The organism is Pseudoxanthomonas sp. LH2527, assembly GCF_022539275.1.
Lineage (GTDB): Bacteria > Pseudomonadota > Gammaproteobacteria > Xanthomonadales > Xanthomonadaceae > Pseudoxanthomonas_A.
Genome location: NZ_JAKZBW010000012.1, coordinates 38227 through 59315 on the forward strand (window position 1 = coordinate 38227; position 21089 = coordinate 59315).

General features: G+C 61.9%; 21 protein-coding genes and 1 pseudogene. 9 read left to right on the forward strand and 13 right to left on the reverse strand.

All coding sequences use genetic code 11. The annotated features are described in order from the left end of the window. Genes MMG85_RS08625 through MMG85_RS08650 form a run of 6 tightly spaced genes read right to left on the reverse strand, consistent with a single transcriptional unit; the run spans nt 1 to nt 5226 of the window. A complete protein-coding gene (locus MMG85_RS08625) occupies nt 1-522 on the reverse strand; it encodes a cyclophilin-like fold protein (protein ID WP_241045671.1) in 522 nt (173 codons plus the stop codon). 27 nt (nt 523-549) lie between these two features. Continuing rightward, nucleotides 550-1764 carry an MFS transporter gene (locus MMG85_RS08630; protein ID WP_241045672.1) on the reverse strand — a complete coding sequence of 405 codons (1215 nt, stop codon included), beginning with the start codon at nt 1762-1764 and terminating at the stop codon, nt 550-552. 54 nt (nt 1765-1818) lie between these two features. Then, the gene (locus MMG85_RS08635) at nt 1819-2607 is read right to left on the reverse strand and encodes a carboxymuconolactone decarboxylase family protein (RefSeq protein ID WP_241045673.1); all 789 of its coding nucleotides are present in this window, start codon (nt 2605-2607) and stop codon (nt 1819-1821) included. Further along, on the reverse strand, nt 2585-3076 hold the full coding sequence (locus tag MMG85_RS08640; protein ID WP_241045674.1) for a cupin domain-containing protein: 492 nt from the start codon (nt 3074-3076) through the stop codon (nt 2585-2587). Before MMG85_RS08640 ends, MMG85_RS08635 begins: the two co-directional genes overlap by 23 nt. Nucleotides 3077-3134: 58 nt before the next feature. Continuing rightward, the gene (locus tag MMG85_RS08645) at nt 3135-4163 is read right to left on the reverse strand and encodes an alpha/beta hydrolase (protein WP_241045675.1); all 1029 of its coding nucleotides are present in this window, start codon (nt 4161-4163) and stop codon (nt 3135-3137) included. Between the two features lie 13 nt (nt 4164-4176). Further along, nucleotides 4177-5226: an NAD(P)-dependent alcohol dehydrogenase gene (locus tag MMG85_RS08650; RefSeq protein WP_241045676.1), complete on the reverse strand. Its 1050-nt coding sequence runs from the start codon at nt 5224-5226 to the stop codon at nt 4177-4179. Between the two features lie 139 nt (nt 5227-5365). Between MMG85_RS08650 and MMG85_RS08655 the strand changes: the two genes are divergently transcribed. From MMG85_RS08655 to MMG85_RS08680, 5 genes and pseudogenes are all read left to right on the forward strand, one after another. Continuing rightward, on the forward strand, nt 5366-6253 hold the full coding sequence (locus MMG85_RS08655; protein ID WP_241045677.1) for a LysR family transcriptional regulator: 888 nt from the start codon (nt 5366-5368) through the stop codon (nt 6251-6253). A gap of 87 nt (nt 6254-6340) precedes the next feature. Further along, a complete protein-coding gene (locus MMG85_RS08660) occupies nt 6341-7366 on the forward strand; it encodes an XdhC family protein (protein WP_241045678.1) in 1026 nt (341 codons plus the stop codon). 303 nt (nt 7367-7669) lie between these two features. Continuing rightward, nucleotides 7670-8392, forward strand: a pseudogene (locus MMG85_RS08670) (2Fe-2S iron-sulfur cluster-binding protein); the annotation flags it as partial. Nucleotides 8393-8474: 82 nt separating this feature from the next. Next, nucleotides 8475-9467 (forward strand): xanthine dehydrogenase family protein subunit M, encoded by a 993-nt coding sequence (locus tag MMG85_RS08675; protein ID WP_241045679.1) that lies wholly within the window; start codon nt 8475-8477, stop codon nt 9465-9467. 11 nt (nt 9468-9478) lie between these two features. Beyond that, the gene (locus tag MMG85_RS08680; RefSeq protein ID WP_241045680.1) at nt 9479-11665 is read left to right on the forward strand and encodes a xanthine dehydrogenase family protein molybdopterin-binding subunit; all 2187 of its coding nucleotides are present in this window, start codon (nt 9479-9481) and stop codon (nt 11663-11665) included. A 121-nt stretch (nt 11666-11786) separates the two neighbouring features. Here the strand turns inward: MMG85_RS08680 and MMG85_RS08685 are convergent, their stop codons facing one another. Continuing rightward, the gene (locus tag MMG85_RS08685) at nt 11787-13022 is read right to left on the reverse strand and encodes a hypothetical protein (RefSeq protein WP_241045681.1); all 1236 of its coding nucleotides are present in this window, start codon (nt 13020-13022) and stop codon (nt 11787-11789) included. Nucleotides 13023-13405: 383 nt separating this feature from the next. On the opposite strand from MMG85_RS08685, the gene MMG85_RS08690 reads away from it, so the two are divergent. From MMG85_RS08690 to MMG85_RS08700, 3 genes are all read left to right on the forward strand, one after another. Next, nucleotides 13406-13600, forward strand: coding sequence for an AlpA family phage regulatory protein (locus MMG85_RS08690; RefSeq protein WP_241045682.1), 195 nt, complete (start codon nt 13406-13408; stop codon nt 13598-13600). Between the two features lie 163 nt (nt 13601-13763). Then, on the forward strand, nt 13764-15056 hold the full coding sequence (locus MMG85_RS08695; protein WP_241045683.1) for an inovirus-type Gp2 protein: 1293 nt from the start codon (nt 13764-13766) through the stop codon (nt 15054-15056). A gap of 52 nt (nt 15057-15108) precedes the next feature. After that, on the forward strand, nt 15109-16434 hold the full coding sequence (locus MMG85_RS08700; RefSeq protein ID WP_241045684.1) for a DUF3987 domain-containing protein: 1326 nt from the start codon (nt 15109-15111) through the stop codon (nt 16432-16434). A 121-nt stretch (nt 16435-16555) separates the two neighbouring features. Here the strand turns inward: MMG85_RS08700 and MMG85_RS08705 are convergent, their stop codons facing one another. Beyond that, nucleotides 16556-16900, reverse strand: a complete 345-nt coding sequence (locus MMG85_RS08705) for a hypothetical protein (RefSeq protein WP_241045685.1) — start codon at nt 16898-16900, stop codon at nt 16556-16558. A gap of 44 nt (nt 16901-16944) precedes the next feature. Beyond that, nucleotides 16945-17172 carry a hypothetical protein gene (locus MMG85_RS08710; RefSeq protein ID WP_241045686.1) on the reverse strand — a complete coding sequence of 76 codons (228 nt, stop codon included), beginning with the start codon at nt 17170-17172 and terminating at the stop codon, nt 16945-16947. Nucleotides 17173-17501: 329 nt separating this feature from the next. On the opposite strand from MMG85_RS08710, the gene MMG85_RS08715 reads away from it, so the two are divergent. Further along, nucleotides 17502-17894 carry a helix-turn-helix transcriptional regulator gene (locus tag MMG85_RS08715; RefSeq protein WP_277399803.1) on the forward strand — a complete coding sequence of 131 codons (393 nt, stop codon included), beginning with the start codon at nt 17502-17504 and terminating at the stop codon, nt 17892-17894. Between the two features lie 48 nt (nt 17895-17942). Here MMG85_RS08715 and MMG85_RS08720 read toward each other — a convergent pair whose 3' ends face one another. The 4 genes from MMG85_RS08720 to MMG85_RS08730 all read right to left on the reverse strand — a co-directional run bounded on the left by MMG85_RS08720 (nt 17943) and on the right by MMG85_RS08730 (nt 21088). Beyond that, on the reverse strand, nt 17943-18410 hold the full coding sequence (locus MMG85_RS08720; RefSeq protein ID WP_241045687.1) for a JAB domain-containing protein: 468 nt from the start codon (nt 18408-18410) through the stop codon (nt 17943-17945). A gap of 41 nt (nt 18411-18451) precedes the next feature. Further along, a complete protein-coding gene (locus MMG85_RS08725) occupies nt 18452-19405 on the reverse strand; it encodes a DUF932 domain-containing protein (RefSeq protein ID WP_241045688.1) in 954 nt (317 codons plus the stop codon). A gap of 86 nt (nt 19406-19491) precedes the next feature. Continuing rightward, nucleotides 19492-19614: a hypothetical protein gene (locus MMG85_RS18460; RefSeq protein ID WP_277399804.1), complete on the reverse strand. Its 123-nt coding sequence runs from the start codon at nt 19612-19614 to the stop codon at nt 19492-19494. Between the two features lie 697 nt (nt 19615-20311). Then, nucleotides 20312-21088, reverse strand: coding sequence for an abortive infection family protein (locus tag MMG85_RS08730; RefSeq protein ID WP_241045689.1), 777 nt, complete (start codon nt 21086-21088; stop codon nt 20312-20314). Between the last annotated feature and the right edge of the window lies 1 nt (nt 21089).

Here is a 21089-nt window from a genome sequence, read left to right on the forward strand (position 1 = left end):
CTAGTTCTCGGTGAACGTCACTCTGCTGTTGCGCGGTCCAAGTGCCTCGCTGAGGCCATTGGGATCGTCAATACGCCCGAGCCGCGTATAGGCGTACGGTGAACGGAATGTCTTGTAGAAGATGACCAACGTACTGGAGCCGTAGAGCATAAGATCGCCGTTCTGGATCGTGCCTGGACGCTCTGCGTGGGCTGGTAGCGCTTGCGGCAGATCAACGTGCTTCTCATTGCCGTTGAGCTCTGCCATATCAAGCGTCAAGGGAAGTTTGGCCACGAACGCGCGCGCGGCCGCGGTATCGGCCAAGGTGATGGCGAAACGGCGTTCTCCGATGGTCATCCACATGCGAGCATCCTCCGGAGTGGTGGATGCGCGACGCGCATCCTGGGCGACGATGACGGGTGCCTCGAACTGGCTGGCCTTGCAGCCCCCCAGGATCGTCAGGCCGAGCAGCACGCCCAACCCGCGCAGGCATCCACGTTTCGACAAGCGGTTTTGAGTGAGGTCCCCAGTATCTGAGCTCATGGCACGATTCCTCGAAGGATGGACCGCTTATACCGAGGGCTGCGCGCACGATCGTGCGACCGCCCGTGTCAGGAAGGCGGCAAACAGCAGTACGGCAGCGCTCATTGCAAAGGTAGCCTGGTAGCCGGCGTGGTCGAACAGCATCCCGCCTGCGGTTGAGCCCAGGGCGATGGCCAGTTGGACCACTGCCACCATCAATCCGCCGCCAGCTTCGGCGTCCTTCGGCAACTCCTGCGCAATCCAGCTCCACCAGCCGACGGGGGCGGCAGTGGCCATCAGCCCCCAAAGACCAAACAGGATCGCTACGCCAGTCACCCAGTCGCCCAGCGGGATAAGCGCAAGTGCGATGAAGGCCATCAACAGCGGGATGGCAATCAGGGTTCGATACAGGCCGCGCTTCAGGAAGGTGCCGATGACGGCGGTGCCGATGAAACCGGCCACACCGATGACCAGAAGGATGAGCGAAAGTGTGGACACCTCTACGTGCGTGACCGTTTCAAGGAAGGGTCGGACGTAGGTGAACAATGCGAACTGCCCCATGAAGAACGCACCACAGGCGGCCATACCCAGCGCGACGGATCGGCGTTGAAGCAACCGGAGTGCACTGGCAGATGCGGACGCATTCGCGGAGGGCATGGTAGGCAAGCTGATCCATTGCCATACCAGTGCGATGACCGCCACGGGCACGAGGCAGTAGAACGCGCCGCGCCAGCCGATGATCGAGCCCAGATAGCTGCCTAGTGGCGCCGCAATCACGGTCGCCAGCGCGTTCCCTCCGTTGAAGATGGCCAACGCGCGCGGCACTTTTGAAGGCGGCACCAGGCGCATGGCCGTGGCGGCGGACATCGACCAGAAACCGCCGACCACCACCCCCAGGAGCGCGCGGCCCAGCATGTAAATGGGGTAGTTGGGTGCCAATGCCACGACAGCACCTGAAACTGCCATCAGGCCCGTCAGCACCAGCAACAGCGTCTTGCGGTTGATGCTGCCGGCCACGGTGGAGATCGACAGGCTGGTCAGCACCGCGAATGCGCCGGAGATCGCGATGCCGTAGCCCGCCGATCCCTTGCTGACCGCCAGGTCGGCGGCGATTGGCGTCAGAAGGCTGACAGGCATGAACTCGGACGCAATCAATGCGAACACGCACAGCGTCATGGCGAAGACACCACCCCAACTTGCGGGTTGTGCCTTCGTCACCTCTTCCATGCCGTCAGCCGGCAGCGTTGTTGGAGCGCCAGTCATGCCGGGACCTCCGGTCGTTTGGCGCGCTGATGACGGTAAGGGACGGTTTGCATATCAATTGGCACCTGTTGCCCGTGTCGCGTTGGACAGTGCCTGCCGAGCACGGTGCGCAGGTTCACTCTCCACGTGATCAGCCAGTACTTCAGCAAGTTGCCGCAGTTGGTCGGCGGTGATACCTACATTCATGCTGATGCGCATATGCGCCTGCAACTGGGATTCCGCACCCGGCAGCACGGACAGCATGCTGACCGTGGCGATCTCCCGGCTCTTCCAGTCGAGGTTGTCGCGCTCGAAGATGTCGCCGAACAGATGTGTCTTGAGGTACTCGTCAATGGCCGGGGCGAAGTCGAACAGCGGCCCCTCTGCAGGGCCGCCCAACAACCTGGTCTGGTTGGAAGCGCCCGCAGCCAAGAGCGCATCACCTTGCGGAATTGCCTTGCCTGGTCCGCGACCAGGCGCATCCTTGATGCCGCGCTGCCGGCGCGCATCCAGAACGGCCATGAACTCTCCCAATGCGTTGAGACTTCTGGGAAAGCCCGCGTAGGCGTACACCTGCACCAGGACTTCCTTGACATCGCTCACCGTCAGTCCCGCATCCAGGCCCTGATTGAGGGCGGTGCCGAGCTTGTGCATCTCTCCCGACGCAGCGAATGCCGCGATGGGTACGATCGCACGCTGCCGATCCGAGAGCGTGTCGGATGAAGCTTGAGCGCTGCGTATTGTCGGGCCGTCCTGCGCATTGGGCGCCGCCTGACAGACCGCCGTGACACAGCAGAGAAACCCGGCAAGGAAGCCAAGCCTCGCTTGGGGACGGATCGCTTCAACGAGCGTTGTACTGGACATCGCTGACCTTCTCCATCCACTCCACATTCTTGCCATCCACCGTGCCTGTGACCGCTAGGTGGCTCATCGCCGTGGTCGGCGCAGCACCATGCCAATGCTTGATCCCAGGTGGACACACGACCACGTCACCAGGATGCAACTCCTGCACGCTTTTGCCCCATTGCTGCGTAAGCCCCACGCCAGAGACGATCATCAAGCGCTGGCCTGCGGGATGGGTGTGCCACGCGGAACGCGCGCCTGGCTCGAATGTCACCATGGCGCCCGAGGTATTCAGGTGTTCGTCCGCCTGCCAGACGTGGTCAACCCGCACGCGGCCGGTGAAGTAGTCAGCCGGGCCAGTCTGTGATGGCTGGCTTCCCACCCGCCTGATCTGTTGGGCGTCAGCCGGCCCGACGGCCTCGGTCGCCTCGACCGAAGCGATGGGCAGCATCGCTGCCAATAGGCTGGCTCCAAGAAAAGAGGTATTCATTCAAAGGTTCCTCGGATGTGATGGCAAAAAACCGAACTGCGGTTGCCATGGACAGGTCCTACCGGAGGTTCTGCTTGAAAAAGGAAGCCAGCTTCTCGAACGGGATCAAGTCGGTTCTGTCGTAGAGATCCACGTGTCCCGCGCCTTTCACCCAATGGAGTTCCTTGGGTTGACCGGCCAGTCGATAGGCTTCTTGGCTGAATTCCTTCGAGTGCGCCTGATCGCCAGTGATGAACAGCATGGGCCGTGGCGAGATGGTCTCGATGTCGTTGAACGGGTAGAAGTTCATGAACTTGACGTTGCTGGTGACGGTCGGCTTGGTGGTTCTCTGGTCCGAGGCGCCAGCAGGGGTGAACTCGCCGCGCGAGGTGCGATAGAAATCGTAGAACTCGCGCTGGATGGGATGGGTATCCTCGGTCAGTTCCAAGTCCGTGCCGCCCGACACCGCAACTTCCCCGCCTTCGAACTCGGCGTAGCGTTGTTCCGCCGCCGCAGCGATGATCTGCTTGCGCTGTTCGAGCGTCAGTGAGTGGTTGAGCGCGTTGCGGTTGGCAGCCCCCATGTCGTACATGCTCACGGTGGCGATGGCCTTCATGCGCGGATCGATCTTTGCCGCACTGATGACGAAGCTGCCACTGCCGCAGATGCCGAGCACGCCAATCCGCTCGCGGTCCACGAACGTCTGGGTACCCAGGTAGTCCACGGCTGCACTGAATGCTTCCGCATAGAGATCCGGCGCTACCGCGTTGCGTGGCTGACCCTCGCTCTCGCCCCAGAACGGCAAGTCGATCGCCAGGGTAATGAAACCCTGCTCGGCCAACTTCTGCGCGTACAGATTGGAGCTTTGCTCCTTCACCGCGCCCATCGGGTGGCCCACGATGATTGCCGGATACCGGAAGCCCGGTTTGCGGTCCTTGGGCAGGAACAGGTTGCCGGCGACTTTCATCCGGTACTGGTTGTCGAAGGCGACCTTCTCCGCGACCAGCCGATCACTCTTGTAGAAGTTGTTTGCACCATTTGACATGTCTTGCCCCAACGCAGTGAAGGAGCTGGCCAGCAGGGCCAGTGACAGCAATGTCTTCTTCATGTTTGTTCCTCGATTACGCGGACAACGTGGCGTTGTCGATGACGAAGCGATACTTGACATCGCCCTTGAGCATCCGCTCGTAGGCATCGTTGATTTCATCGGCGCGGATGAGCTCGATATCCGCGACGATGCCGTGGTCGGCACAGAAATCGAGCATCTGCTGGGTTTCCGGGATGCCACCGATGGCCGAGCCCGCAATCGAACGGCGCTTCAGGATCAGGTTGAAGACCCCGGGCGACGGGTGCGGGGTGGCAGGCGCACCGACAAGGGTCATCGTCCCATCGCGCTTGAGCAGCAACAGGAAGGCATCCAGGTCGTGCGGTGCGGCCACGGTGTTGACGATCAAGTCGAAGCTGGTGGCGTGCTTGGCCATTTCCTCAGCATTACGCGACACCACCACCTCGTCGGCGCCGAGATCCAGGGCGGCCTGGCGCTTGGAATCGGAGGTGGTGAAGGCCACGACATGGGCGCCCATTGCATGGGCCAGCTTCACACCCATGTGGCCCAAGCCACCAATACCGACGATTCCCACCTTCTTGCCCGGGCCGGCGTTCCAATGACGCAAAGGCGAGTAAGTCGTGATGCCTGCACAGAGCAGCGGAGCGACCGCGGCCAATTGCTCCTCCGGATGACGCACGTGCAACACATATCGCTCGTGCACCACGATCTGCTCGGAGTAACCGCCCAGCGTGTGGCCAGGCGCATCGGCGGAAGGCGAGTTGTAGGTCAGCACCGTGTTGTCGCAGTAGTTCTCCAGCCCGCTCTCGCAGTCCTCGCAGTGCTGGCAGCTGTCGACCAGGCAGCCCACGCCGACCAGGTCACCGACGGCGAAGCCCGACACCTGCGCACCGACGGCGGACACCCGGCCCACGATCTCGTGGCCCGGCACGCAAGGGAACAGGGTGCCGGCCCATTCAGCGCGGACCTGGTGCAGGTCGGAATGGCAGATGCCGCAGTAGGCGATGTCGATCTGGACATCCTGGAGACCAGGGGCTCGGCGGGTAATCTCGATGGGTTCCAGCGGCTTGTCGCCTGCGTGGGCGCCATAGGCATTGACAGTCATGTCGGCTCCGGAGGGATGGCGTGCCTGGTGGCACGGGTATCGGAGGTCATTCTGTCGGGCGCGCGCCGCTTTGATTAGATAATAAATACTGATTTACCCTATAAGCGCACCTAATCAATAGTGATGGCAGACTAGCCTCATGGCTAAGCGCAACCTCAATGATCTTGTCGCCTTCGTGACCGTGGCCCGGGAAGGCAGCTTCACCCGCGCCGCTGCGATCTTGGGGGTTACCCAGTCGGCGTTGAGCCAGGCGATCAAGGCGTTGGAGGCCAGGCTTGAGATCCGGCTGCTGACGCGTACTACACGCAGCGTGTCTCCCACGGCCGCGGGCGAGCGCCTGCTCAAGGCAATCGGCCATCGTTTCGATGAAATTGAAGCCGAACTGGACGCCATCACGGAGCTGCGGGACAAGCCCGCCGGCTCGGTGCGGATCACCTCAGGCGATCAGGTCCTCAAGTCGGTGCTTCTGCCCAAGCTGGTTCCGCTGATGAGGGAGTATCCCGACATCAACATCGAATTCGATGTCTGCTACGGCTTTCGCGACATCGTGGCCGACCGTTTCGATGCGGGCGTTCGCCTTGGCGAGGCCATCGACCAGGACATGATCGCTGTGCCGATCACCCCGCCGCTGCGGATGGCCGCCGTGGCCGCGCCGGCCTACTTCGCCACGCGTGCGCTACCCAAGAAGCCACAGGATCTGGTCGATCACAACTGCATCAACATCCGCCAGCCCACACGCGGTGGGGTTTACGTCTGGGAATTCGAGAAGAAGGCGCGAGAGCTCAATTTCAGGGCCAGCGGACAGGCCATCTTCAATACCTCGCCCCATATCGTGGAGGCCGCAGTGATGGGCTTGGGTATCGCCTTTCTGCCCGAGGGTGAGTTCGCGCCTCATCTGGAAGACGGCAGGCTGATCCGGGTGTTGGAGGACTGGTGCCCTCCGTTCCCGGGATACCACCTGTACTACCCCAGCCGTCGGCAGCCGTCTCCTGCCTTCACGCTTGTCGTTGAAGCCCTTCGGCTCTGACGCCACGCAAGCACAGACGCCAACGGCGTCCCGGCTTTCGCGGGTGCGCCTTCGCCGGCACGATCACTCCAAGGAACCTGCGCTGCCGTGCTACCCAACACTCACACCCACGATTTTCCGCCGCGCGGCGGTATCCCCGCTGCCCGGCAGGACGTACTCACTGACGATGCGCTGGAGATTCTTCAGTACGCCGCAGACGCAGTCGCTGCTGGCATCCCCGCCGCGCTGGTGACCCTGGTGGAAGTACATGGCGGAGCTGCCCGTCAGCCTGGCGCGCAAATGGTGGTCCTGGCTGATGGCCGCTACTGCGGATTCGTCTCTGGCGGTTGTGTAGAGGCGGCAGCGGCCCGTGAGGCAGCTGACGCCATTGCCTCTGGGCGGGACCGTGTTGTTCGCTTTGGCGAGGGCTCCGACTATTTCGACATCGTGCTGCCATGTGGTGGAGGGATCACGCTCGCCATCCACGTTATCCGGAGCGGCGCCCCCCTCCAGCACACCTTGGAGCGACTCTATCGACGGCAGTCGACAGGACTGGCATACGTTCCGTCCGACTCGTCCCTTGCCTTTGTTCCCCACACTGCATTTACAGGCTGGAGAGATGGCCAGTTCCTTCTCGCCCTGTCCCCCAGGCCCAGGCTGGTGATCTTCGGAAGCTCCATTGAGGCTTCATGCACTGCATCGCTCGCACGCGCTGCAGGGTACGAGGTGGCCTTGGCCAATGACGCAGCGGCGTTGCCGTCGATCGATGAGTTCACCGCGATCGTGCTGCTGTTCCATGACCTGGACCGCGAGGTGCGACCGTTGCGGGCAGCCCTGGATGCAGCGCCCTTCTACATAGGCGCGTTGGGAAGCACGCGAACGCACGAGCGCAGAACACGTGCGCTGCTCGCGCTGGGCTACCGGACCGAGGATGCTGCGAGAATCAAGGCACCGATCGGTATCTTCCCCAAGGCAAGGGATGCGAGCTCACTGGCGATTTCCGTCCTGGCAGACATTGCAGTGGCTTGGCAGAAACGCGTCTGCGGAGGACCCGGCCGTCAGCGGCGCGGGGATCTATTGCCGACGGCTGCCCAGCCCGACGCCGCCCCTGTACACACTAGGGTGGAAGCGTAACCGGACCGGGCGACGTCGATGGCAGGCATCAGGCAGGACCTTCCTGCGGATGGGTCAGGCACCAGATGCCCGTCCGACTTACCTGCTTTCCCCAGGGATCCACTTCACCCCGGATACCGCACCCTTCATCGCAAGCCCGATTGATTAGCCCGGCTTATAGGGGCTAGTTTCGGACGGATATGCATTTTTAACCAGGAATTGGATAAGTTCCCGATTGGTCCCTGCACGTGCCGTACTTGCGACCGATCCATCCTGGGCCAGCCACATCGCCGACGCTTAGCGCGTTCCAGAGAGGACCCTGTCATGCCGCACACGCCCCCGAACGAGCCCGTCGAGTTGAATGAAGACGAGGCGGCCCTTCTCGCAGAAATGCCAACGCTGGATGGGGTGGGCCAGTCGCGTCGCGACTTCATGGTTACCTCGGCCGTCGGTGGCATTGGTCTGTTTGCCGCCAACCTTCTTGCCCAGGAATCGGCGCTCGCGCACATGCCCCTGGCCGAGGGTGCAGCGATGGCACCCATCAAGGCCCAGAACGTGGTCAAGGTTAGCCTGACCATCAACGGGAAGCCTCAATCGTTGGAACTGGACTCCCGCGTGGTATTGCTCGACGCCCTGCGTGAGCGGCTGGGCATGACCGGCACGAAGAAGGGCTGCGACCAGGGCCAGTGTGGTGCGTGCACCGTGCTCATCGACGGTGAGCGCGCCCTGTCCTGTTTGACGCTGGCCGCCACGCTGGAAGGGCGCAAGGTCACCACCATCGAGGGGCTGGCTGAGGGCGATCAACTGCACCCCATGCAGGCCGCCTTCATCAAGCACGATGCCTTCCAGTGCGGCTATTGCACCCCGGGCCAGATCTGCTCGGCCCTCGGCGTACTGAGCGAAGCCCGTCGCGGCCACGTCAGCCATGTCACCGCTGATGTGGGTGCTGGCACGACGTCCTTGAGCAATGACGAGATTCGCGAGCGGATGAGCGGCAATATCTGCCGGTGCGGTGCCTATCCCGGCATCGTGGCGGCGGTCCAGGAAGCGCATTCGGGACGTCAGAGCGCCCAGACCTGGCAGTTCGCGACCGAAACCCAGCTGGCTGCGGTACGCAAGGAGGCGGGCCATGAGACCGTTTGAGTACGTCCGCGCCGAGAACGCGGGTGCCGGGGTGGAGGCTGTAGCCGGCGTGGCCGGGGCGAAGTTCCTGGCCGGTGGCACCAATCTGGTCGACCTGATGAAGGAGGACGTGGAGCGGCCCACACGTCTGGTGGACATCTCCCACCTGCCGTTCCACAAGATCGAGCGTTCCCGTGCGGGCCTGTCGCTGGGTGCCCTGACCACCAATACGCAGACGGCCAACCATCCGCTGATCCGCGAGAACTATCCGCTTCTGACCCAGGCCATCGTGGCCGGGGCCTCCGGCCAACTTCGCAACATGGCCACCAACGGTGGCAACCTGCTCCAGCGCACGCGCTGCAACTACTTCTACGACACCGCCATGCCGTGCAACAAGCGCGAGCCGGGCAGTGGCTGTGGCGCGCGCGAGGGCCTGAACAAGATCCACGCGATCCTGGGCTGGAGCGAGGCCTGCGTGGCGACCTATCCCGGCGACATGGCCAATGCGCTCTACGCCTTGGATGCGAGCGTGCGTGTCCGTGGTGCCGGCGGGAAAGAACGCTTGATTCCCATTGGCGAGTTCCATCGCCTGCCAGGCGACGAGCCGCACAGGGACACTGTGCTGGAGCATGGCGATCTGATCGTGGCCATCCAGTTGCCGGTGGCCTCGGCCGAATTTGCCCGCCATTCGTATTACCTGAAGGTCCGCGACCGCAGTTCCTACGCATTCGCCCTGGTGGCCGTGGCGGCTGCGCTCCGCGTGGAGAACGGCGCCATCAAGGATGCACGGCTGGTCTTGGGTAGCGTGGCACACAAGCCGTGGCGCAGCGCCGAGGCCGAGGCGGCATTGAAGGGCCAGCGACTTGGTGAAGCCGTTTTCCAGCAGGCCGCGCAGGTGGCGCTGCAGCAGGCGCGGCCCCTGGCCTACAACGGCTACAAGGTCGAACTGGCCCAACGCGCCATCGTGCGCGCCCTGATACGCGCTGCGCATCTGGCTTGAGGAGAACCACCATGGCTCGTTACCTGGGCAAGGAAACAACACGCGTAGACGGGATCGCCAAGGTCACCGGCAAGGCCAAGTACGCCGCCGAGTTCCAGATCCCTCACCTGACGTACGGTTTCATCGTCCTGAGCACGATCGCCAAGGGGCGGATCACCGGGATCGACACCCGTGCGGCCGAAGCCTCTGCCGGCGTGATCAAGGTATTTACCCATCTCAATGCCGGCAAACTGGGCAAGCCCCCGGCTGCCGATGCGTCGCCCAAGTGGGCCTGGCCCCTGCAATCGGACCAAGTCTTCTTCAACGGCCAACCGATCGCCCTCGTGGTGGCAGAGACCTACGAGCAAGCGCGTCACGCCGCGCGGCTGGTGCAGGTGAGCTACCAGGCGCAGCCACATGAGACCAACGTGGCCACCCTGCTGGATCGGGCCAAGCCAGCGCCCCTAGAGGCGCCACCGCGCGGCAATCCGAAGGCTGCTCTGCAAGCCGCTGCCGTCAAGGTCAATTCCGAGTATCGAATTCCGATCGAACACCACAATCCGATGGAGCCGCACGCCGCCATCGCGTTCTGGGAAGGCGATCAACTGACGATCTTCGACAAGACCCAGAACGTCTACGGCGTACAGCAGCATCTGTCGCAAGGTCTGGGCGTGCCGACCGGCAATATCCGCGTGGTGTCTCCCTTCGTGGGCGGTGCCTTCGGCGCCTCGCTCAAGCCCAACTACTACCCTTCGCTGACCGCCATGGCCGCGCGCGAGCTCAAGCGGCCGGTCAAGGTGGTCTTCACCCGCGCGCAGATGTTCACCGGACACGGGTACCGCCCCGAGACGATCCAGAAGGTCGCACTGGGCGCAGCACCCGACGGCAAGCTGCAGGCCATCATCCACGAGGCCTTCCACAACACCTCCTCCTTCGAGTCCTTCTCGGACAACACCACGGGCTTTCTAAAGCAGGTCTACGCCTGCCCCAACCTGCACGCGCCGCTGAAGATCGCCGCCACCGACCTGGCCACCCCCACGTGGATGCGAGCTCCCGGAGCGGTGAGCGGCATGTTCGCTCTTGAAAGCGCGATGGATGAGTTGGCCTACGCGCTGAAGATCGATCCGCTGGAACTTCGCCTGATCAACTACGCCGAAGTGGATCCGGAGAGCGGCAAACCGTTTTCCAGCAAGGCCTTGCGCGAATGCTACCGGCTGGGCGCCGAAAAGTTCGGCTGGAGCAAGCGCAATCCCGAGCCACGCTCGATGCGCGATGGCAACCTGCTGGTCGGTTGGGGTATGGCCTCCAGCGTGTGGGGCGCCATGCAGATGCCGGCCAGTGCGCGGGTGACCTACCGGGAAGATGGCACTGCCAGCGTCGCCAGTGCGACCAGTGACATCGGGCCCGGCACCTATACGGTCATGACCATGATCGCCGCCGAGTTCCTGGGCTTGGCGCTGGAAAAGGTGAAGTTCGAGTTGGGTGATACCGATCAGCCGCGCGCGCCCGCGCAAGGCGGCTCCTGGACCACGTCCAGTGTAGGGTCCGCTGTACGCGGCGCTGCCTTGACGATCACCGGGAAGCTGCTGGACCTGGCCAACCAGGACGCGGGCTCGCCGCTGCGAGGTGCTTCGATCGATGAGGTGGAGATGTTCGAGAACCGCCTGCGCCTGAAGAGCGACGCGACACGTTCGGTCGACATCGCCGCTCTCATGCAGCGGGCTGGAACGCAGGAGCTGACCGAGGTCTACGACTCAAAGCCTTCCCCCGAGCGCGAGAAGTTCGCATCGCTCGCGCACGGCGCCCAGTTCGTCGAGGTCAAGGTCGACCCCGAGCTTGGGACGGTCCGTGTCAGCCGCGTCATCGAGATCACCGCGTGCGGCAAGATCCTCAACCCCCTTGCCTCGCACAGCCAGGAGATCGGCGGCGTGGTCTGGGGCATCGGCATGGCCCTGGAAGAAGCCACCGAGATCGACCACCGCTACGGCCGCATCATGAATGCCAGCCTGCAGCACTACCACGTGCCGGTGAATGCCGACATCCACGCCATCGAGACGATCTTCGTCGAGGAGGACGACACCATCGTCAATCCGCTGGGCGTCAAGGGCATGGGAGAGCTCGGAATGGTCGGCATTCCGGCTGCTATTGCCAATGCGGTGTACCACGCCACAGGCAAGCGCATTCGCGATCTTCCCATCACGCCCGACAAGCTGGTCTAGCCAGACGACAACTCGCCTGTATCCGAGCGCAGGTGCAGGAGACGGTCAGCCCGCTGCATCAAGCAGCCACTACATCATGTCCGCTTCGGGTCGAAAACGGACAGCCGTCCCCCTTGACATCCTAATGACCCTTGCTCTTCCTACGCCGTTTGTCGATTTCGAAGACTGGCCTCCAAGGCTTGCGAAGAATCCTGAAGAACGACCGGAGCTCTGGAAGATCCGTCTCCTGCAATGAGTTGCCACTGATCATTGAGGTTAGGTGACCGACCTCGTGTCCTGCGAAATTTGCGCGCAACAGCTTTTTCGCCAGATCCACGGTCGGCGGCGGAGCTTGTGTTCCTGACTGGACATCCCACCAGTCAGCGAGAGCCAACACGAACGAAAGCCAACTGCTGACAAACGCGAATCTGTACTTGGCACCGTCATCCCAACCAACGAAGTCAGACGTCCGAAGATCTCCTCTTTTTCCACCGCCTTTTGTCCGGCTAAATTCCAACCTGGAAAACTTGGCCGCCGTGCGTATCTCTTTGTCCGTGAGCGTCAAACCTTGCCTCTTGGCCTCCGAAGCAATCCATGCCTTCGGATCAATGGCCTCCCTCTTCTCATTGAGCAGCCACGCGGCCTGGAACATCAGATAGATGCCCGGCATGCGCTCCTTGTGGCCGAACGGATAGTTGCCATGGCCCTCTCGCTCCAGGATCTGGGCTTTGAGACGCTCTACGTCCTCCGCATCGAGGTAGAGGTCCGCCTCCAGGATTTGGTCCAGGCCGACAGCGAAGGCCTCCGGAGGTCCCATCCCTGGATCGCCCTTGCCACGCAGTATCTGGTCGCGCCTGTACGCAAGGACTTCGTTCCAAAGTGGCGCGTCGATGAGAATGGCGCCGTCAAACTCGACCCGCTCAAGGTCGTGAATTCTTACTTCGCTGTACTTCCGGATTTCGCGACCCCGCTTATCCCGACCGGTTACCGTGTACACCCTTCGCCGGCTCAGCCCACCACCAGCAAAGGTCGGCTTAACGGCTCGGCGGGAGTGAGCGACCTGTTCGTAGGAATCGTTCGACAACTGCAAGTACAGCACGTCATTGCAGAAGCGCTTGACCGGAAAGGTCCCGGCATCGAGAGGGCCGGTGACCGCGGTGTCATGGTCGACAGCGTCCACCTCGTGGGCTTTGCTCGGTAGGGCGAGGGCCGCCTGCAGATAGCAGTAGACCAGATGTCTGGCTGGGCTCACCTGCACGTATACCGGCACATTCTCCTGTGCGAGGAACTCTAGGCCTTCGACCCCTTCTGGCTTGTACTTCTGCCAGCCGGCATCGGTCAGCGGAATCATTCGGTCCTGCGCGTTCCTTTTCTTCATCAACCCATCCGTGTGGCCTGCCGAATCTGGCGGACGGATTTTTGCGCACAAGATCTCGGTTAGGCAACGGCCCGCATCTTCGTCTGCAGCAACTACCGACGTAGGCGTCGTTCTCTAACTGGTCGTCGTGCAACACCCCGCTCGCGGCTCTCAGAATCGCATACCGGTTCCCGCACGGACGTCCTCGGACACAGTCGAATTAACCCCGTAGACCAGAAAATCCGGGGCGCGGAAAAATCGTCATCTCCAATGGAACAAAGCCTTGTCTCACATGGCTTTCGTCGGCGTCCACATGACGGAATGTTGGAACAATCCGGCGGAATGAATGCCTTATCCCGCGTGGATCGGCAGCATGCGATCCGTGTTCACCCACCGAGATCCGCATGACCACGTATCCCCTTGAAACCATCTTCCGCCTGGCCCGTGTGCTTGAGGTAACCGGCCTCTCGCGGTCGACGCTCTACCTCTACATCAGCCAAGACAAGTTTCCCAAGCCGCGCAAGCTTGGTGCCCGCGCGGTGGGTTGGTTCGCCAGCGAAGTGTTTGCCTGGGTAGCGGCGCGTGAGCTTGCCGCCTGAGTCATCTAACGCTAATTCGACGACGCCATCGCTCAGCCAGATCGGGCCGTTCATGGGCACAACGATCCCGGGCAGTTCCAGATTCTCCACGTCTTGAAGAGATGAGATTTGCGGATCTGTATCCAATAGCGAAGCGCAACACCAATCCATAACCACTAATGCTATGAAAGCAGTTACCTATCGTATGCACCTTAACCAGCGCGTGCAGCCGCTGCCTGCCCTGGTACGCAATCCGCCCCTGGAGCCTGAGGGCGAGGACGACTACGCCGACCAACGCACGCAGGACATTCTGCGTCGCGAGCGTCAGCACCAGCAGGCGGCTGAACGGTTTCTCTGCCGTCAGACCGATGACGGCAGCCAGTTTGTAGCCGACACCCAGGACCGTGCACTCAAGGAGCTCATGGACCTGCTGACCAGCGTGCACAAAGCGCTGCTGGCTAACGACCGCAGTCCGGTCAGGCGCATTGGTCCGTGGCGGCCAGCGCCCGGGGTGGCCGTGGACCAGTACGCCCTCTCCGGCTTGGGTAGGTCACTGCATACGTGCTGTGTGCGTTACCTTGCCCTTGAGGAGCGCACACCCGACTGGCTGTGCGCCTACGCCGACTATGTCTTCAGTCCCCAAGTCACGGTGATGCTGCGCGCGCTGCAGCGCTGGGCCAAGCCCATCGGCATGTGGCTGGAGCCTGGCGTTCCTGCCTGCGATGACTCCCCGGATATGGAGTCGGTGATCGCCTTGAGCCGGCTTGCCCGCTTTGTGAGGCGGGTCTGTCGCTCCTGGCCGTTCATCAATGCGTGTCGCAAGATCCAGCGGCAGGCCCAGGACAACTTCGCCAGCGGTCGCAAGCTGCTGTTCAAGCTGTTCTCGCGCTGCTCGCGGCTGCTGGTACTGCGGGTGGATCTCTACTTCCGCCCCTGGGCCAAGGCCCTGGGCATCAGCCAGGACGCAGATGATCTGATCGAGAAGTTCTACCGCCGACTGCGGGATGGACGCATCGTCGATGACTACCTGGGCGCCATCTACAAGCGCGAGGATGGCATCAGCCGAGGAGCGCATTGGCACTGGCTGATCATGCTGGACGGCCACCGTCGCCGCGACGCCTATGGTTTGACAAGGCGGATCGGGGAGGACTGGATGCGCCTGGCTGGCGTCAACCGATCAAGCTACTTCAACTGCTATGTGAGAGCGCACCGGTTCAAGTTCAACGGCTTGGGACTGGTGCATGTGTCTGACACGAAGAAGCTTCTTGGCCTGCGCGCCGCGCTGGTGTATCTAACCAAACGCGACTGCGTGCTCAAGCTTCACGGCGGCAAGGACCAGCACTACCGAAGCAGTAAGCCTCGGGACAAGGACAAGAAGCCGCGTGGCGCTCCTCGGGCGAGTTCCGATAGCATGGCCACGCTCCGCCGCGTGCTTTCCGGGCGTCGTGACCGACCGTTGGAAACGCTCGCCCTGTAATGGCCTTGCTTTCCGACCACTGCATTGTTAACTGACTCGAACCAGGCTCCGGATGTTTCCTTTCCCCCGTCAGTACCCCCACTGCCCTGTCGACGCGCTTCCTGATCTCCTATACAACGCGGCCTATCACCTCTATCGTGAGGACACGGACATACCACCGGGCGTGCTATTGACCGACGCCATCGCCGCTTCGGCAGCCGCGGTGCACCTTTCCTACGACGTGGCCGGGCCGGATGGGCGACTTATGCCCTGCACAATCAATACGCTCGCTGTGTGTCGCAGTGGCTTGGGGAAAGGAGGATCCTATTGGGGGTTCTTCGCGCCGTTCTATCAGCTCGAAGCCGAGGCGGGAGATGGCAGCCTGCTCCTCCAAGAGGTGAGCTATCGCGGGCTCATGGATTCCGTTGCAGGAACGGGGCGTAACGTCTCGATCCAGCATGAGGATGGGGCCAGCTTTCTGGAGGGACCCCTCCTGAACGACTTTCCGGACAAGCTGACACAACTCTGGAGTGGAAAGCCCCCGGTCAAGCACAAGGTTCATGGTGTCTCACTCGCCGCGCGGGACGCGCGCTGTTCACTGGGAATGCGCATCCAGCCCAAGATCTTCTATCCCTTTCTCATCAAGACAAGCAGCAAGACGTTTGTCCAAGGTCTCTGGCCACGGGCCATCGCGGCATGTCATGACCCGGCGAAGTTCAACGAGCCCTTGGCACGATTTCCTCGGCCGTCTGCCGCCGGGCTCACGCTAGCCACCTTCCAGGATCGTCTGAAGGCTCTGCTGCTTCTTGCCAGCGAACGGGCTAATGATGGCCAGCTTGAGCGCACACGACTTGTGTTGGACGAGTCGGCGGCCGCCTTCCTGATCGGACTCAAGTATTGGCTCAAGGAGTGGGGTTCGGAGTACGACGATGTTGAAGAGGCCCGTGACAGGGTGTGGGAGAACACGCTTCGACTGGGCGCGGTTTTCCATGTGATGTGCGCGAACCAGACCACGGCCATCGGCCTGGAGATGGTGGAGCGGGCATGGACCATCGTCGAATGGTCGCTCACGCAACACCGCAAGATTTTCGTGGACGCGATTGCCAAGCCCGTCGCTAGCGCAAAGGCAACGCGTCCTCTGATCGCTGTCCGAGCAACAAGTAGGGCCCGCCCCGTCCAGAAGGCTCAGCTGCTCTTACTACGGATCGAGGAAATCGCTGCAGAGCGAGGCGAGGAGTGGGTAAGTCTGGACGAGGCAGGGAGCAGGGCCCATTTGACCGGCAATGCCCTCAAGCGGGCGGCACAACGTCTCGAACATGATGGACGGCTCAATACGCGGGTTCAGAGAGGCCAGCTCTGCTGTCGATTGCAGCGGTATACAAGCACCGGGACGCTCTGATCCCAGAGAAAGAAAAAATCAATGGGACTGTCACGCAGGGAGGGAGCCAGCGGCTCCCTCCCTGCGTCTATGCGGCAGAGCCGAATCAGCTCCCCAGAGCCCGGCGATGATCTGGATTGTCTCAACCCTGCTCCTGTGACGGTGCGACGCTCTCCTGAAGCACCTGGACCTGCCGGGCCCTGATCTCGCCGGACAGCAGTGGGCTGACCACCATGTAGACGATGACCGCCACGGCCGAGAGCCAAGCCTCCATCATCAGGGCTACGAACAGGAAGAACACGTGGAACGCCCAGAACAGCAGCGGCGAGAAGACGCCGATGGCTTTGCGCAGCTTGATGCGATTGGCCACCACGTTGTTCTGGAAGTACGGCAGCGGGAAGTGTCCGCTCTTCAAACTCAGGTAGGCCCGAGTGGTGACGGGGATGATGAAGAAGACCAGCGCAAGGCTGTAGATGAAAACGCCCATATTGTTGCTGCTCCTTGATTGATTGGGTTGTAGATCGGGCCGGCTCAGAAGCCCATGGCGTAGCCGAGGATCGGGTGGAGCATCTTGTTCTGGTACTGGACCAGGACCTCTCCGCTGGACTGATCGGTATCCACGCGGTAGCTGAAATCCACGGATCGAACGCGCTCGTAGTAGGTGTAGGTGACGCGGGCATCGCATTGATAGCTGTCGACGTCTTCGTCGTAGGCCTGCGTGCGGATGTTGGAGATCTCGTAGGTGTCGAGGATCCCCATGAACTCCTCAGACGTTCCCCGCTGGGTCTGAGGGGCGTACTTCTCCACCTCTGCCTCGATGGCTTGATCGAGGATGGAAAGCGTGTCCGTGTCACCGCAGTCGGGCGTGCCCCCTGCGCATCCCGACACGAGAACTGCTACGAACAATGAGCCCACTCCAGCCACATGCTTCATGTCTTCTCCTTTCAATGTGAAATTTCTGATCATTGCGAAACGACCCCATGCGCCCGCTTAGGGCTTGCACTTAACTTACGTGCTACGTAGAGTCTACCCGGGGCGTAGCCCATGGGCCATCCTGTCGGCATGCGTACAGCGCTTTCCGTCAGCAAATGAGCACCGCCCCGTCCGCGCCTCGTAGCGTGGTGGCCGCGCGTCTGCGCCAAGCTCGCCAGCTACGTGGGCTGAGCCAAAGGGAAGTTGGGGTGCGTATGGGGCTGGACAAAGACACGGCGTCGGCTCGCATAAGCCGCTACGAGAGCGAGTCCATGGCAGTCAGCCTGGAGTCCCTCTTTGAACTGGCCCATGCTCTAGACGTGCCGCCTGCGTATCTACTTGCAACTACGCCAGCCATGGCAGATGCCATCCTTTCGTTGGGTCGCGAGAGCGAATCCCAGCAGGGGTCCTTGGCGACCGTCCTAGGCGCCTTGACCAAGCTTCCCGTGACCCAGCGAAGGGCTTTGGTGAAGGACATTGTGGACGCCGCGTCCTTAGAGAAGCGCTGATCCAGTAGCGCCCGGCACCATTGCCGGGCGCTCTGTCCAAGCCGCTCCCTACACCCACCCCCGGGCAGCCATCGAGACCGCTCGATCAGCAGTCACGACGAAATGGTCCAGCAGTCGAACCTCCACCATGCCCAAGGCACTCTTGAGCTGGGCCGTGACTGCCCGGTCTGCCGCTGAGGGTTCGGCGTGACCACTGGGGTGGTTGTGGGCCAGCATGACCGCCGCCGCATTCAGCGCCAGCGCGCGCTGGACCACCACGCGCGGATACACCTGTGCTCCGTCCACCGAACCGGAGAACATGCGCTCCACGGCGATGAGGCGGTGGCGGCTATCGAGGAACGCTACCTCGAAGTGCTCCCTTGTCTCGCCGCCCAGTCGCAACCGGAAGAACGATTCGCACGCGGCTACTTCCCCGAACGATTGGCCAGGCCTGCCGGCCCGTCGTTCGAGAATCCGCAACGCGCGTGCAATTGCCCGATCCTCCCGCCTTCGACTGGCTTCCTCTGACAGGCCCATTCCGGCATCGGTGAGTGAGCTTGTTGCTGCTCTTGCCAACGTCATGCCACCCACCTCGTCACCTCCTCCCACGCGCGCTGTTTGATCCTGGCACCTTCCCCGAACCAGGCTGCGTCCCGGCGATGGTCATCGCTCCGGGCTCGCCGATGATGGTCGACGTACTCGGTGATGCCGTTGAGTAAGCCCCACGCCGTACCCCGGCTGGAGGACAGTTGGGATCCCCGGCCCCCTCCTTCGATCAGCGCGCGCACGTTGGCTACCGCGTGCTCGTTGACCACGGGGGCGGCATTGGGAACGGCGTAGGTCAGGATGCGACGAAGCAGGGCCTCCGCCGAATCCGGATCTACAGGCCGTTCGCACAGTGCCTTCATCCGCTCCACGAAACCGTCCCAGACCGAGACGGTGATCCCGAGCTGGCGCTTGATCCGCTCCGGATCGAACTGGCTGCGGTGCGGGACCTTGATGGCGCCCTCCCCTTGGCCCACGGCAATCGCTAGGGTGTTGTTGCAGACCACCCGGACCGAGGTGAACTGGGCGGTGGTGGCCAGTGTCCCGTCGCAGGCAGTGGCCAGTAGCAGATAGCCATTCACCCGGTCCCGGCCACGAAGCGTGGTGCTTTGCCCGGTCCGGGCCAGTGCCCAGAACTTTCGGCCCTCCCGCAGAACCCCCGCCGTCTCCAGCTCGAAGCCATTGGTCGCGGTCAGGTCCCGGTAGAACTCCAGGATCTCGCCCGGCTGTACGACCTGGAACCGCCTGGAGACCACGGCCAGGGGCTTCTTGGTGTCGGACCGATACAGGACCTTGTTCTGAGGGAAGGCATTGATGGTCCCGATGTTGTGGCTGCCGGTGACGTATCGGACCTCGGACTCTTCGATCTGCCAGTCCATGCCGGCTTGCTGCTTCCAGACCTCGATGGGCTGCTGACGGAGGAGCTTGTTGCCCAGGCCATGCCAAGGCTTCTGGCCCGCATAGGCCATGGTTTCAACCAGGTGCATTGTCGTTTCCTTGTAAGTGGACGGCATAAATGCACAAGGCCCGGACGAGCCGGGCCTTGTGGGAGATACCAGTAGTAGGAGGTAGATCAGGGATCGAGGAAATCACCGCAGTTGCCGCAGGTGGCCGTAGCCGTGCATTTGACGATGCCGGCCAGAACGGCCGTGGCGACCACCATGATGCAGTAGATCAACTCGACCTTGTTTTTCATCATTGCGAACGTCTCGAATGAGCACTTCGTTGCGGAGTGCCGGACGCAAAGCCAGCAATCACTGGATTCACAGCCGTGATATAGGTTTGAAATTCCATTTAATCCCTTTCCTCAAGGCGTTCACCATCACAACTTGGCGAGATTTCGGCATGGAAGGGATTCCCAGCCCGCTCCGGCCTCCGGAGTTCACAAGAACGCAGCGCCAGAGCGACGAATTGCGATAGTCAGTGCAACTGCTTGCAGATGGGCATGAGCTTAGCCTTCTCCCGATGCAGCTAGTGGGGTTCTCGCTCTGTGGAGCGTCTAACTTCGACCCATGGCCCGAAATAGTGCATTAACCCGCGCGCTTGTCGCATCAACAGTCCATGCTCAATCGGTGGCTCGAGCTGGCCGGCAGTGCCGACCCCGACTGCATGCCGATTGGACTCCACTAAATGCGAAGCTTGACCTGAAGACCACGCGCAGGGCGATGCACACTTTTAGGGCCATTGAGAGCCCAGCCTTGGCGAAGCCTGAGTACCGTTTGACCCAAGACATTGTCAGCTTGCTTCAGCAGGATACGGCAGCACTGGATCGGTTGGCGCTCCTGCCCGCGCCTCAAGAGCCCACGCTGTTGCAGGCCAAGTACCAGCTCATGACCTGCCTAGCAGAAGGGGTTCGCCAAGCCAGCTTGTTGGCCCCCAAAGGCTGTGACTCCCTACGACGGTGATTTCTGCAATCGCAGCTTTGCGTCGAAGTACTGCATCAAGCTCCTAACCAAGTTGATAACCAGGAGCGCCTCGTCGTGAGAGATCAGTTCCTCATTCGCATGAGCAAGAGTGGCGCGGTTCCGGATAGGGTCCAGCTGCTCCAGCAACGTTGCCGTGCTGTTGAGAATGTTCTTCATGGCCGCCTGCTGAGCCATCGGGACCTCGAAGCCAGGATGTTGCTGTCGAAGCACCTTGAAGTAGTAAACGATCCGAGGATCTGCCGGGGCATCCGTGAGGTCGAGATTGGCAACACGACAGGCTGTCCTCAGATATCCATGTAGCGCGGTGTGCAGCCGATCGGTGGCACTGACGGGGCCGTGTGTTTTGAGGAGCGTCGTTGCCTCGGCAAGTGCACGCTGAACGACGTCGCTGGTGATTTTCGGCTCTTGTCCGTCGACGGCGGCGACCTGCTGGCAACGCTTGGCCAGTGCCAGTAGCGTCTGATAGGCGGACGCGCTGCGCTGCATCTCAGACCCGGCCGGAAATCGACGGGCGATGCCCATCAGAATGGAGGCTTGGTCGCGTGGCTCTGAAGCGCTCAGAATGGCGATGAACTTCTTTCTAGTCGTGGCCTCAGCGAATGCATCGACATCCACCTCGAGGTCACAATAGTTCGCGTAGAACTCGCGATGAGAGGCGTAACTAAAGTCGCCAAGATACCCACCCGATACACCAATGTAGTTGTTAACTACCCAGTGGATCTCGCTTGATTTAAGCCCCTCCATG